We start from the raw sequence: 13090 nt of genomic DNA on the forward strand, positions 1-13090 counted from the left end.
GTCAGCAGAGCCTGAAGGCTCACGCCTGACCCGCTCCCGCGGGGCGGCGCCCGGCGCCGTCCCGCGGGACCCTTCCTCGGCGCACCTCGCCGGGGACGAGGCATCCGACAGAAAAGGACAACTGATGCGCAACCGCATCGCCGCACTCGGCGTCGTGCTGGCCCTGTCGACCGTGATCGTCGGCGGTACCGCGGTCGCGCTCGGGCTGACGACGCCGGAGGACTCGGCTCCGCAGGCGGCAGCCTCCGGAGCGATGACGGATGCCGCGACCTCCGCCTACCCGACGCTCGAGGATCACTGCTACATCGAGGGGATGATTCCCCACCACGAGCAGGCGCTCGAGCTGAGCGGCCTGGTGCTCGAGGCCACGGGCGTGCGCGAGCGCACCCGGGCGCTCGCCGAGTTCATCGTCGCGGACCAGACCGCCGAGATCGACACGATGCGCGCGTGGCAGACCGCGTGGCGCGGCGCCATCCCCGCCGACGGTGCGGCCGCCGGCCACCAGGGTCACGGCGTTGCCCAGGCCGCCGCGGGGGCGATCCCGACAGGCTGCAGTGAACACGGGCACGCGGAGATGAAGGGCATGGCGACCGCCGAGCAGCTCGCCGCGCTGGCCGCGGCCGACAGCGCCGCCGCCGACCGGATGTTCCTCGAGCTGATGATCGCGCACCACGTCGGGGCGCTCGAGATGGCCGAGAGCGCCGTCCGTGAGGGGTCGAACGCGTTCGTCCGCAACTCCGGCAAGCACGTGCTCGTCGAACAGGAACGTGAGATCGCCGCGATGACGGCGCTGCTCGCCGAGGTGCCGTGACCGTCGTCGCCGCGGCCCCGGGGCCGCTCGTCGTGGCGGCCGGCCGGCGCCACCGCACGCTCGTGTCGCTGGCGGCCCTGGTCGCCCCGGTCGCGGCGGCGCTGCTCGTCGCCTCGGCGTTCGGCGTCGCGACCGTGCGCCACGACTCGATGAGCCCGACGCTGCACAGCGGCGCCACCGTCGTCTTCGATCGCTGGAGCGCGCCCGCCCGCGGCGACGTCGTGCTCCTCGTCGACCGTGAGGCCTGGTCGGGCACGCCCGACACGCTCATCGTGAAGCGGATCGTCGGCGTCGGCGGAGACGTCGTGGTCTGCTGCGAAGCGGGCAGCGGTCGGCTGCTCGTCAACGACCTCCCGCTCGACGAGCCGTACGCCGGCGAGGTGCGCCCGGGTGGCGGCATCCCGTTCCGCGTCACCGTGCCCGAGAGGGCCGTCTGGGTCATGGGCGACAACCGCGCTGGCTCGGCGGACTCGCGCCTCTCGGTGTCCCAGCCCGGTCATGGCGCCGTGCCGCTCGACGACCTCCGTGGGACGGCACGTCTCTGGTGGGGTGGCTGAGCCGGGGCCGCGGCATCCATCCAACAGGTCAACCGGGGTTCCACAGGAGGGTTCTGCGCGGAATCGTCCGGCGCAAGCCCGGTTGACCTGTTGAACCAGGTGCGGGCCAGGAACGAACCGGGGGTCTGACGGCCCTGGGGTGGGCGCGCCGACCCTCGAGAGCCGCGCGAGGCATAGCCTGGAGGCATGGCGACGAAGCCTCCGTCAGCGGACATCGACGAGACCCGCGTACGCGCGAAGCGGCCCAAGAAGGTCGCGGTGGGCGTGCCCGCCGTGTTGCACGCGCTCGAGATCGCGAACGAGCAGATGGGCGTCGCGCGCTCGGTGCAGACGCTGATGCGCGTGAACCAGAAGGATGGCTTCGACTGCCCCGGGTGCGCCTGGCCCGAAGAGGACAAGCGCCACATCGCCGAGTTCTGTGAGAACGGCGCGAAGGCGGTCGCCGAGGAGGCGACGTTGCGCCGCGTCGGACCGGAGTTCTTCGCGGCGCACTCGCTCGACGAGCTGCGCGCCCACGACGACTGGTGGCTCGGGCAGCAGGGTCGGCTGACGCATCCCATGGTGCTCGACGAGGGCGCGACCCACTACCGCCCGATCTCGTGGGACGACGCGCTCGCCCTGGTCGCCGACGAGCTCAACGCCCTCGATGACCCCGACGAGGCGGTCTTCTACACGTCGGGACGCACCTCGAACGAGGCGGCTTTCCTCTACCAGCTGCTCGTGCGCGGGCTCGGCACGAACAACCTGCCTGACTGCTCGAACATGTGCCACGAGTCGTCGGGCTCGGCGCTCACCGAGACCATCGGCATCGGCAAGGGCACGGTCTCGATCGAGGACGTCCACGAGGCCGATCTGCTGATCGTCGCCGGCCAGAACCCCGGCACGAATCATCCCCGCATGCTGTCGGCCCTCGAGAAGGCCAAGCAGCGCGGGGCCACGATCATCGCAGTGAACCCCCTCCCTGAAGCGGGCCTCATGCGGTTCGAGAATCCGCAGACAGTGCGCGGCGTCGCATTCGGCGGCACGAAGCTCGCCGACGAGTTCGTGCAGATCCGCCTCGGCGGCGATCAGGCGCTGTTCCAGGCGATCGGCAAGCACCTGCTCGAGGCCGAGGCGCCGGACGGCGGCGTGCTCGACCACGAGTTCATCGCGGAGCACACGAGCGGCTTCGACGCCTACCGTCAGGCGATGACGGATGCTGCGTGGCGCGACCTCGTCGTCGCCACGGGGCTCCCCGAGAAGGCGCTGCGCCGGGTCGGCGAGGCCGTGCGCACCTCGAAGGCCACGATCGTCTGCTGGGCGATGGGACTGACGCAGCACAAGCATTCGGTGGCCACGCTGCGCGACATCGTCAACGTGCTGTTGCTGCAGGGCAACATCGGGCGACCGGGCGCGGGCGTCTGCCCGGTGCGAGGGCACTCGAACGTGCAGGGCGACCGCACCGTGGGCATCTACGAGAAGCCGTCGACGGCGTTCCTCGACGCGCTCGACGCCGAGTTCGGCTTCGCCGCTCCGCGCGAGCACGGGTTCGACACGGTCCAGGCGATCCGGGCGATGCGCGACGGCCGGGTGCGGTTCTTCATGAGCATGGGCGGGAACTTCGTCTCGGCCACCCCCGACACCGCCGTCGTCGAGGCCGGGATGGCGCGGGTGGGGCTCACCGTCCACGTGTCGACGAAGCTCAACCGGTCGCACGTGGTCACCGGCCACCGCGCCTTGATCCTCCCGACGCTCGGGCGCACCGACCGCGACCGTCGCGGCGGCCGCGAGCAGCGGGTCACGGTGGAGGACTCGATGGGGGCGGTCCACTCCTCGCGCGGCCGTCTCGTCCCGCCCTCGGAAGAGCTCCTCAGCGAGGTGGCGATCGTGGCGCGGCTGAGCGCGCTCGTCTTCGGGTCTGAAGGGGAATCGCCGGCGGAAGCACCGCCGAAGCACGTCGGCGACCACGACCGCGGGTACCCCGAGCGCACCGCGGCCGAGGAGGCCGCCGTTGCGGACAACCCGGCCGACCACCCGGTCCCTGAGCTTGTCGAAGGGCCGTCCAACGTCCCGCAGGCCGACTGGGCGGCGCTCGAGGCCGACTACGCGCTCATCCGTGCGCACATCGAGCGGGTCGTGCCGGGCTTCGACGACTACGAGGAGCGCATCGACAAGGGGCGCACGCTGCACCTGCCCAACGGGCCGCGCGACGCCCGGCGGTTCGCGACCGTCGACGGCAAGGCGCGGTTCACGGTGAACCGGCTCGAATATCCGGTGATCCCGCGCGGTCGGGTCCTGCTGCAGACGCTCCGTTCGCACGATCAGTACAACACCACGATCTACGGCAAGGACGACCGGTACCGCGGCATCCACGGCGGCCGGCGCGTGGTGCTCGTGAACGCGAAGGACATCGTGTCGCTCGGGTTCGCGGAGAACGACGTGGTCGACCTCGTTTCGGAGTGGACGCGCCCGGACGGCGCGATCGAGGAGCGCCGGGCCGAGGAGTTCCGCATCGTCGCCTACCGCACGCCGCGGGGGAACGCGGCCGCGTACTACCCCGAGACGAACGTGCTCGTTCCCCTCGACTCGGTCGCCGATGTCTCGGGCACACCGACGTCGAAGTCGGTGATCGTGCGCCTCGAGCGACGCGAGTGATCCGCGCCCGCACCTAGGCTGGACGCATGACCCGAGCCGCTGTCGTCACCGTGTCGGACCGCTCGGCCGCGGGCTCGCGGACGGATGAGAGCGGACCGCTCGCCGTCGCGGCGCTCCGCGAGGCCGGCTTCGACTGTGCGGATGCCGTCGTCGTCCCCGACGGCGCCGACAGCGTCGAGCGCGCGCTCACCGCGGAGGTCGTCGCGGGCGTGAAGCTCATCGTCACGACCGGCGGAACGGGGGTCTCGCCGCGCGATCAGACGCCCGAGGGCACTGCGCGCGTGGTGACCCGCCAGATCCCCGGGATCTCCGAGGAGCTGCGTCGCCGCGGTGCCGCCGAGAAGCCTGTGGGCATGCTCACGCGCGGCCTGGCCGGCGTCGTCGATCCCCACGGGGTGCTCGTGGTGAACCTTCCGGGATCGCCCGGGGGCGTGGCATCCGGCATGCCCGTCGTGGTCTCGGTCGCCCGTCACGTGCTCGACCAGCTCGGCGGGAGCGATCACTGATGGCCGTGTCGACCGATGCCGTCCGGGTCGCGGCGATCAGCGCCGAGCCGCTCGATCTCGACGCCCACCTGCGCGCCGTCGACGACGCGCACATGGGCGCGGTCACGACGTTCGTGGGGCGCGTGCGCGATCACGATCCGGATGCCGCCACCGCCGTCGTCGCCCTCGAATACTCTGCTCACCCCGACGCCGCGGCGACGCTCTCGCAGCTGGCGGCGGGCGCCATCGGCTCGGCCGGGGCGCTGGGCCGGGTGTCGCGCCCCGTCGGGACCCCCCCGCACACCCCCCCCCCCCCCCGGCCCCGGGGCCCCGCCCGGGCGGGGGGGGGGGCCCGCCATCGGCTCGACCGGGGCGCTGGTCGCGGTGTCGCACCGGGTCGGAACCCTGCAGGTCGGCGACGCCGCCGTCGTGATCGCGGTCGCCTCGGCGCACCGGGCGGAGGCGTTCGAGGTCTGCCGCACCCTCATCGAGACGATCAAGACCGACCTCCCGGTGTGGAAGCGCCAGGTCGAGTCCGACGGCACCGCGACCTGGCTCGGCCTCGGCGGCTGATCGCGCACGCCCGCGCCGAGCACAGAATCGGAGGTTCTGCGCGACACGCCGGGTCGCGGCATCCGTCCCCGGCGTGTCGCCGAGAACTCCGATGCTGTGCGGGGGATCAGCCGCCGGCGAAGGGCGGCAGCACGTCGACGAGTTCGTCGGCGGCGAGAGGAGTGTCGTCGTCGACGCGCGAACCGCCGACGAGCACGGCGCAGCGGGGGAGGATCCCGCCGAGGCCCGGGTATGCCGCCGACACGGCGTCGCGCAGCGCGCCGAGCGTGGACTCGGAGCGGCGTTCGGTGTCGAGGCCGGTCGCCTCCTGTGCGGCGGCGAAGTATCGGACGACGGCCACTAGACCTCCCACTCGTTCGCCATGGCGGTGATCGCGGCGACCGCGGCCGCCGTGTCTTCGGGCGAGCCGCCCGCGCGACCCGCGACGAGTCCCGCGGCGAACGCGCTGAAGGGGGCTGCCGGGCGGGCGACTCCGAGCGCGACGTCGCGTGCCAGATCGAGGATCAACGCCACCGGAAGCTCTTCCGGCGCAAGGTCGAACCGCTCGCGCAGCGCGTCGGCCCACGCGTCGAGGGCCTCGGGCGGAAGGGTGCGGGACTGCTCGCTCATGACGGCTCCTCCGGTCCGTGCTCGGCCCGCCTTCGGGCCTCCTTCAGATCCTCCCACGTGTCGACGTCGCGGGTCAGGTCGTCGGGCGCGGCGACGACCGTGATCGCGAGATCGTCGAGCAGCGCGCGGACGGGGGCGTCTCGACCGGCATCCGGAAGGACGGATGCTGCGGCCCGCAGCGCGCCCGTGCGATAGGCGCCGATCAGCCACTGCGGGCGGCTGGTCGCGTCGGCGAGGCAGACGCCGTCGCTGTCGGAGGGGAGAAGTGGGATGTCGCCGACGAGCCTGCGCACGGCGGCGCCGATGCCGGGAAGGTCGCAGGCGAGCAGCAGCGTCCACGCCGGGTCGTCCTGCGCCGGCCAGGAGGCGAGGGCGGCGACGACGGCAGCCGCCGGTCCGGTGAACGGCGGGTCCTCGCGCACCCAGTCGACCGGCAGCATCTCGTCGAGGACCGGGGCCACCACGGTGATCGGCCGGGCAGCAGCATCCGTCGCCGCTGTCACCGCCGCCGCCAGGAGTGTGCGCCCGCCCACATCGAACAGCGGCTTCGCCGCGCCGTCGACGCGGGACGCGCGGCCGCCGGCCAGCAAGATCGCGCCGAGGCCGCCAGGAGTCGGGGTCATGCCTCGCCCGGGCGGTGCCAGTCGCCGCTCTTGCCGCCGGTCTTCGTCACGATGCGCACGTTCTCGATCGAGGTGCCCTTGTCGAGGCCCTTCACCATGTCGACGACCGCGAGCGCGGCGACCGAGACCGCGGTGAGCGCCTCCATCTCGACGCCGGTGCGGTCGGCGGTGCGGACCGTCGCCTCGATGCTGACCCCGTCGTCGACGATCGCGAGGTCGACCGTGGCGCCGTGCACGCCGATGACGTGCGCGAGGGGGAGGAGCTCGGGGGTGCGCTTGGCGGCCTGGATCCCCGAGATGCGCGCGACGGCGAGCACGTCGCCCTTCGGCACCGAGCCGTCACGCAGCGCGGCGACGACGTCGGGAGCGCAGCGGACGAAGCCGCGCGCGGTGGCGGAGCGCACCGTCGGCTGCTTGAGCGTCACGTCCACCATGCGGGCGTGTCCCGCCTCATCGAGGTGCGTGAACGTCGGCTGCTCGGTGCTCATGAGATCAGCATGACATCGACGAGGTCGCCGGCTGCGACGGCGTCGACCTCAGCCGGCACGATGGCGTAGGCCTCGGCGCGGCCGAGCCCGCCGGCGAGGTGGGATCCGCCGGAGGTCGCGGGGGTCACCCGCCACGCGCTCGGGTCGGTGCGGTCGATGGTGACCGGAAGGTACTGCCGCCGTCCAGGCGGCGTGCGCCAACCGGCGGCCGCGGGCAGCGTGAGAACGCGGTGGTCCCGCACGAGCCGACCCTGCATGAGCAGCAGGGCGGGCCGCACGAAGACTTCGAACGACACGGCGGCGCTGACCGGGTTGCCGGGCAGACCGAACAGCAGCGCGCCCGAGGGCAGGCGGCCGAAGCCCTGCGGCTTGCCGGGCTGCATCGCGACCTTCGAGAACGTCATCGTGCTCGCGAGCGTCGTCTTCACGACCTCGTACGCGCCCGCGCTCACGCCGCCCGAGAAGACGACGACGTCGGCCGGGTGCGGTGACCGCGGATCGGTCACCTCCGCCAGCACCGCGTCGAGGTCGCCCGGCTCGTCGGGAACGCTCGCGCGTCGCACGACCTCGGCGCCCGCGTCGGTGGCGAGGGCCGCGAGCAGCACGCTGTTCGACTCGGGGATCTGCCCGCGGCGCAGCGCTGCCCCGGGCTCGACGAGCTCGCTGCCGGTCGAGATGACCGCCACACGCGGTCGCCGCGAGACCGCCACCTCCGCGACGCCGCACGCCGCGACGGCCGCGACCTGCAGCGCGCCGAGCACAACCCCCGCGGGGAGCATCTCGTCGCCGGTGCGCGCGTCTTCTCCCGCGCGGCGGACGTGCGCGCCGACGGCGCGCGGCGCGCGCAGAACCGAGATCGACCCGAGCGAGTCGGCGAGTCCGCCGGCCGTGTCCTCGAACGGCACGATCACGTCGGCGTCGGAAGGGACGGGCGAGCCCGTCATGATGCGTGCGGCCTCACCGGGCGCGAGCGCCGGGTCGGCGGCGGTTCCAGCAGGCAGATCGGCGACGACCTGAAGCGTCACCGGAGCGTCGGGGGCGGCATCCGCCACATCCGCGAAGCGCACGGCGAAGCCGTCCATCGCGGAGTTGTCGAAGACGGGGATGTCGACGGCCGCCCGCACCGGTTCGCTGAGCGTGCGGCCGTGGGCGTCCGCGAGAGGGATGCGCTCAGCGGGCAGCTCCTGGGCGGTGGCCAGCACGTCGGCGAGCTGCTCCTCGACGGCGCGGAGCCCGCTCACGCGTGCACCGCGCTGATGTCGCGGTTGTACGCGTCGATGCCTCCGGCGAGGACGGATGCCTCGACCCCGGCGTCACGCAGAGCCGCCGCGGCGCGCTGCGCGCGCATTCCCACCTGGCAGACGACGACAACGGCGGGCGCCCCGACCCGCGACGGGTCGGCGAGCACGTCGCCGAGGGGCAGCAGCACCGAACCCGGGATGACCCCCCGCTCGGTCTCGAAGGGCTCGCGCACGTCGAGCAGCACCGCGCCGGCGCGCTGGGCGGCCAGCGCCTCCGCGGGGGAGAGCTGCGGGATGGCGGGACGCGGTGCCGCTTCGACTCGGCTGGACGCGGGTGCCGTGGTTGCACTCGAGGTCGCATCGGACGCCGGCCGCAGCGGCACCTCGTCGGTGCGACCGCGGAGCGCGTCGATCACGAGCACACGCCCGAACAGTGGTTCACCGACCCCGGTGATCAGCTTGACGGTCTCGGTCGCAAGGAGTGACCCGACCTGCAGGCACAGCGTGCCGAGCACACCGACCTGCGCGCATGAGGGGGCTTCGCGCCCGGCGTCCGGCGGGTACAGATCCGCGAGTCTCACGGGGGTCTCTCCCACGGGCGGGGCGGACCAGAAGACGGTCGCCTGCGCGTGGAACTCCTGCACGACGCCCCAGACGAGCGGCACGCCGAGCTGCTCGCACGCCATTGCAACGGCCTCGCGCGTCTCGAACGTGTCGGTGCCGTCGACCACGACGTGCGCGCCCGACAGGAGCTCCGCGGCGTTGTCGGGTGTGAGCAGTGCGCGCACCGGGCGCACCACGGTGGCGGGCGAGAGCTCTGCGGCGATGCGCACGGCCGAGTCGACCTTCGGCGCCCCCACATCGCCCACCCGATGCATGACCTGGCGCTGGAGATTGGATGCCTCGACCAGGTCGTCGTCGATCACGGTGATGGTGCCGACCCCCGCGGCGGCGAGGGCCAGCACGACGGGAGAGCCGAGGCCTCCGGCCCCGACGACGGCGACGTGCGCCGCGGCGAGTCGACGCTGGGCGATCTCGCCGAAGCCGGACAGCACACGGTGACGTGCGGTGCGCGTGCGTTCGGCGTCGGTCAGCTCGGCGACCGGCTCGACGAGCGGGGGAAATGCCATGCCCTCAGGCTAGCCGCGCCCGTGGGCGCCGAGGCCGGTCGTTCGGCAGCTCCGATCTGCCGTTCGCCGGTCGCCGTCATCGATGCCATTGCGGCGTGCGGTCGCGACTGGCATCCTTCTGTCGTTCGGGGAACTGGGTGTGGTTTCGCGATGTCGTTTCGGTGCCGGGGCCGCACCCCTGATCAAGGGGAGGCCGATCATGGCACAGAAGAATGGACGCCGCATCGCGGCGATCGCGGCAGCGGTGGCACTGGGGATCGTCGCGATACCGAGTCCGGCATCCGCTGCCGACTTCGAGTTCACCTTGCCAGCCGGGCAGGCGTGCGCGTTCGAGCTCAAGGTCAATGGAACGGGCGGCTTGCTGATCGACAGGGAGTTCACCAACCCGAAGACGGGCACCGTCCGAACCTTGTCCGCGGGGCGCGGCTCTGACCTCACCTTCACCAACGTGTCCACAGGTGCGACCTTCTCGCTGAAGGGCAACGGCTCCGTGTTCAGCACGACCGTCGACGTCGATGGCGCGGCGACCATCCGGGGCACCGGACACAACGTGATCATCATGTTCCCGACCGACCACCCGGCCGGCCCCTCGACGACGCTCTACGTCGGTCGCGTGGCATTCGAATCGGATGATCAGTCCAACTTCACGATCCTGAGCTCGTCCGGTCGCACCACCGACATCTGCGCCGAGGTGTCGTAGCGGTCATCGAGCGGTCGTCGGCCTGCCCGTGGCGTCACCGGCGTTCGCAGGTGTCGAGCATCTCGAGCGACCAGTCGTCGACGATGCCGAGCCTTGCCGCGAACGCCGGGTTGACCTGTGCCGTGCCGGTGTACCAGAGCCCGAAGCCGACCTGACGGACGGCGATGTAGTCGTCGACCTGCGACAGGTCGATCGAGCGGCGGGTCTCGTACCCCGTGCGCAGCGCCTCGACGTATGCGGGGTAGTCGTCCTCGAGGCGGTACTCCCACAGCGCAACCGCCAGCTCGTACAGCCGCGGTCCGGTGCCGCAGTCGTCGAAGTCGATCAGCTTGACCCGGTCCTCCTCGAAGAGCGCGTTGCCGAGGTGGAGGTCGGCGTGGATGAGGCCGACGCCGTCGCCGGCCGCGAAGACGTCGGCCATGCGTTCGGCGACGGCTTCGAACCGGACGCGGACGGGCGTCGGCAGCAGCCGCCAGCAGTCCGCCGCGGGGGTGCCGCCGTAGACCATGCCGTCGCCGAAGAACGTCTCGTGGTCCCACTGGATCCGCACGAAGTCCTCGGGCGGTGTCCAGGCGTCCGCGTGGTCGTGCAGCGCCGCCATCGCGGCACCCAGCCGCCGCAGATGCACCGGGCGCGCGGACTCCTCGTAGATGCGGCCGTCCATCCAGCGCAACACCGAGCAGACCCGCGTCTCTCCCGCCGCGGTGGCGGTGACGGTGACCGCACCGTCGTACGCCGGCAGTACCTCCGGCACCTCCAGGTCTGTTTCGTCACGGATGCTGCGCAGCCACGCGATCTCGGAGGCGATGGCGCTCGCCGAATCCACCCCTTCACCGTGGCGCTCCGGCCGATGCACCCGGACGAGGTGCCGGCCCGCCGCGCTGTCGTGCCGGAACGTCGTGTTCTCGCCGTGCGTGACGAACGTCAGCCGCCCGTCCGGCAGGGGGTACTCGCGAAGCGCCGCAAGCGCGACCTGCCGCATCGCGGCGATCTGCTGGCGGCGCGAGAGCATGGACCCTACTGTGCTCCGCAACCGGTTTCTGAGGCAAGCACGTCACGGGGCGACGCGCACGGCAGCGCGACGTCATGTTCCAGCGCAGGGGATGGGGGTCCGGCCTAGCCTGCGTTCATGGGTGACGTGGCGGATGTCGTAGCGCGGACAGGCCGGGTGGTCACCCGGGGCGACCGACGAGAACCGCCGAGGCTCGAACGAGTATGGGCCGAGGCTCTTCCGGAGCTGTCCCGCCCGGTCGCTCCCGTCCGAACGCCGCAGCCGCGCGTGCTCGTGCTGAACGATGCGGTCGCCGTCGAGCTCGGCCTCGATCCCGACTACCTGCGATCCTCCGAAGGGGTCCGCTTCCTGACGGGTGAGTCGCTGGGATCGGGTTCCACCCCCGTGGCCCAGGTGTACGCGGGACATCAGTGGGGCGTCTTCACGCCGATCCTCGGCGACGGTCGTGCGGCGCTCCTCGGTGAGCGGCGGGACCGCGGCGGACGCCTGCGCGATGTGCACGTGAAGGGGATCGGCCCCACGTCGATGTCGCGGGTCGACGGGTTCGCCGTCGTCGGGCCGATGCTTCGCGAGTTCCTCATGACCGAGGCGATGCACGCACTGCGGGTTCCGACCACGCGGGCGCTCGCCGTGGTCGCCACCGGTGCTCCTCGCGACCATGCCGGTCGCGTGCTGCCCGGCGCCGTCCTCACGCGCACCGCGGCCAGCCATGTGCGGATCGGCTCGTTCGAGTACGTGGCCGCGCAGGGGGACCTCGCGCTCCTGCGCCGGCTCGCGGATCACGTCATCGCCCGCCACCACCCGGCGGCGGCCGACGCCGATCATCCTTATCGTGCGTTGCTCGACGGGATCGTGGACGCTGTTGCGGCCCTCACCGCCGACTGGATGCGCACCGGCTTCGTGCACGGCGTGCTCAGCACCGACAACGTGCTGGTGTCCGCGGAGACCATCGACTACGGACCCTGCGCCTTCCTCGACGCGTACGAACCCGGCGCGTACTTCAGTTCCATCGACGAATTCGGACGCTACGCCTACGACAGGCAGCCCTCGATCATGCGATGGAACCTCGAGCGGCTCGGCGACGCCATCGCGCCGCTGCTCGCCGACGATCCCGCTGCCGGGATGCTCGTCGCCGCGGAGATCGTGGACGCGTTCGACGCGCGCTATCGGTCGCAGTGGACCGCAGCGTTCCGGCAGAAGCTCGGCTTCGACGATCGGATCGACGCGCAACTCGCCGCCGAGCTCGCCCAGGGCGCCCTCGATCTGCTGGCCGACCACGGGGTGGACTTCACCGGGTTCTGGCGCGATCTCGCGGCGGCCGCGGAGCACGATCAGCGGCCGTTGCGTGATCGCTTCCTCGGTCCGGTCGCCGCGCTGGACGCGTGGCTCCGCCGGTGGTCGGCGCTGGCACCGGATGCCGCCCTCATCCGGGCGACGAACCCGCTGTACATCGCCCGCAACCACATCGTCGAGGAAGCGCTGCAGGCAGCGACAGACGGGGACCTCGCGCCTTCCGAGCGGCTGCTCGACCTGCTGCGCGACCCGTACACCGAGCGATCCGCGAGCGAGTACCGCCACTTCGCGCGGCCGGCGCCCGACGGCATGCCTCGGCACCGCACCTTCTGCGGCACCTGACCGCGGGCTCGACGCCGCCCGCAGTCACTCGGTGTCCGGACCGCGGTACTTCTTCGGCAGGCCCGCGACCACGAGTTCGTAGGATCGGTCGATCGCCTCGCGAAGCTCGTCATCGGGGATGCCGCCGCCGGTTCTGAGCGTGTTCCATCCGGAGCGCCCGATGTATGCCGCGACGCGCGCGTCGTCCGGATAGCGCGCCAGCCATTCGTCCGCCTCGTCGCGAGTCGTCGCGGCCTTGACGCCGATCGTGCTCCCGTCGCCGAGGAAGACGAAGATCTTGCCGCGCTCGCCCGGACCCACCTTGAAGACCGGGTCGTCCTCCCAGGGCACGTCCTCCCACGCGCCCCACTTCGCGGCGCAGTACGCGCGGATGTCCTCTGGCGTCACGCCCTCAGTATCCCCGCTCGCCAGGCACTATGGGGAGGCTGGACTCGGGTGTACGTTGCGGGTGTGGACGGATCGTCCGCCGGATCAGATTCCGACCCGGAGCCGCTCGAGCTCCCACGTGGACGTTCACGGCCGTCAGCAATCGGCCGCGAACTGGACGATCTGCGCGCTCGGGCGTACGGTCCGCACGCCGACATCGAGGGCG

14 protein-coding genes and 2 pseudogenes are annotated in these 13090 nt (G+C 72.2%); 8 read left to right on the forward strand and 8 right to left on the reverse strand.

The window, feature by feature from the left end; all coding sequences use genetic code 11:
- The first annotated feature begins 124 nt into the window (after positions 1-124).
- The 6 genes and pseudogenes from ACLBXX_RS18665 to ACLBXX_RS18690 form a co-directional block, all read left to right on the forward strand.
- Positions 125-811: a DUF305 domain-containing protein gene (locus ACLBXX_RS18665; protein WP_447659256.1), complete on the forward strand. Its 687-nt coding sequence runs from the start codon at positions 125-127 to the stop codon at positions 809-811.
- A complete protein-coding gene (gene lepB, locus ACLBXX_RS18670; RefSeq protein WP_447659257.1) occupies positions 808-1368 on the forward strand; it encodes a signal peptidase I in 561 nt (186 codons plus the stop codon). The genes ACLBXX_RS18665 and lepB overlap by 4 nt, the downstream gene beginning before the upstream one ends.
- 186 nt (positions 1369-1554) lie before the next feature.
- The gene (locus ACLBXX_RS18675) at positions 1555-4002 is read left to right on the forward strand and encodes an FdhF/YdeP family oxidoreductase (protein ID WP_447659258.1); all 2448 of its coding nucleotides are present in this window, start codon (positions 1555-1557) and stop codon (positions 4000-4002) included.
- 26 nt (positions 4003-4028) lie between these two features.
- Positions 4029-4508 (forward strand): MogA/MoaB family molybdenum cofactor biosynthesis protein, encoded by a 480-nt coding sequence (locus ACLBXX_RS18680; RefSeq protein WP_387139031.1) that lies wholly within the window; start codon positions 4029-4031, stop codon positions 4506-4508.
- Positions 4508-4730 (forward strand): annotated as a pseudogene (locus ACLBXX_RS18685) (molybdenum cofactor biosynthesis protein MoaE); the annotation flags it as partial. The gene ACLBXX_RS18680 and the pseudogene ACLBXX_RS18685, both read left to right, overlap by 1 nt.
- Before the next feature lie 123 nt (positions 4731-4853).
- Positions 4854-5060, forward strand: a pseudogene (locus tag ACLBXX_RS18690) (molybdenum cofactor biosynthesis protein MoaE); the annotation flags it as partial.
- Between the two features lie 106 nt (positions 5061-5166).
- On the opposite strand, the gene ACLBXX_RS18695 reads toward ACLBXX_RS18690, so the two are convergent.
- From ACLBXX_RS18695 to ACLBXX_RS18720, 6 genes are read right to left on the reverse strand one after another with little or no spacing between them, the layout of a single operon-like run.
- The gene (locus tag ACLBXX_RS18695; RefSeq protein ID WP_447659259.1) at positions 5167-5400 is read right to left on the reverse strand and encodes a MoaD/ThiS family protein; all 234 of its coding nucleotides are present in this window, start codon (positions 5398-5400) and stop codon (positions 5167-5169) included.
- A complete protein-coding gene (locus tag ACLBXX_RS18700; RefSeq protein WP_056369179.1) occupies positions 5400-5669 on the reverse strand; it encodes a DUF6457 domain-containing protein in 270 nt (89 codons plus the stop codon). Before ACLBXX_RS18700 ends, ACLBXX_RS18695 begins: the two co-directional genes overlap by 1 nt.
- Positions 5666-6292 carry a molybdenum cofactor guanylyltransferase gene (mobA, locus tag ACLBXX_RS18705; protein ID WP_447659260.1) on the reverse strand — a complete coding sequence of 209 codons (627 nt, stop codon included), beginning with the start codon at positions 6290-6292 and terminating at the stop codon, positions 5666-5668. Before mobA ends, ACLBXX_RS18700 begins: the two co-directional genes overlap by 4 nt.
- Positions 6289-6780, reverse strand: coding sequence for a cyclic pyranopterin monophosphate synthase MoaC (moaC, locus tag ACLBXX_RS18710; RefSeq protein ID WP_056369182.1), 492 nt, complete (start codon positions 6778-6780; stop codon positions 6289-6291). The genes mobA and moaC overlap by 4 nt, the downstream gene beginning before the upstream one ends.
- A complete protein-coding gene (locus ACLBXX_RS18715) occupies positions 6777-8021 on the reverse strand; it encodes a molybdopterin molybdotransferase MoeA (RefSeq protein ID WP_447659261.1) in 1245 nt (414 codons plus the stop codon). The genes moaC and ACLBXX_RS18715 overlap by 4 nt, the downstream gene beginning before the upstream one ends.
- Positions 8018-9151, reverse strand: coding sequence for a ThiF family adenylyltransferase (locus ACLBXX_RS18720; RefSeq protein WP_447659262.1), 1134 nt, complete (start codon positions 9149-9151; stop codon positions 8018-8020). The genes ACLBXX_RS18715 and ACLBXX_RS18720 overlap by 4 nt, the downstream gene beginning before the upstream one ends.
- Positions 9152-9233: 82 nt before the next feature.
- Here ACLBXX_RS18720 and ACLBXX_RS18725 point away from each other — a divergent pair, with 82 nt between their 5' ends.
- Positions 9234-9851 (forward strand): hypothetical protein, encoded by a 618-nt coding sequence (locus tag ACLBXX_RS18725; RefSeq protein WP_447659263.1) that lies wholly within the window; start codon positions 9234-9236, stop codon positions 9849-9851.
- 34 nt (positions 9852-9885) lie between these two features.
- Here the strand turns inward: ACLBXX_RS18725 and ACLBXX_RS18730 are convergent, their stop codons facing one another.
- Positions 9886-10863 (reverse strand): phosphotransferase enzyme family protein, encoded by a 978-nt coding sequence (locus ACLBXX_RS18730; RefSeq protein WP_447659264.1) that lies wholly within the window; start codon positions 10861-10863, stop codon positions 9886-9888.
- A 117-nt stretch (positions 10864-10980) separates the two neighbouring features.
- On the opposite strand from ACLBXX_RS18730, the gene ACLBXX_RS18735 reads away from it, so the two are divergent.
- Entirely contained in the window at positions 10981-12498 is a 1518-nt protein-coding gene (locus ACLBXX_RS18735; protein WP_447659265.1) for a protein adenylyltransferase SelO, read from the forward strand.
- 24 nt (positions 12499-12522) lie between these two features.
- On the opposite strand, the gene ACLBXX_RS18740 is transcribed toward ACLBXX_RS18735, so the two are convergent.
- Complete coding sequence (locus ACLBXX_RS18740; protein WP_447659266.1) at positions 12523-12885, reverse strand: MmcQ/YjbR family DNA-binding protein; 363 nt, start codon at positions 12883-12885, stop codon at positions 12523-12525.
- Between the last annotated feature and the right edge of the window lie 205 nt (positions 12886-13090).

The sequence above is a fragment of the Microbacterium sp. C23T genome (assembly GCF_053345975.1).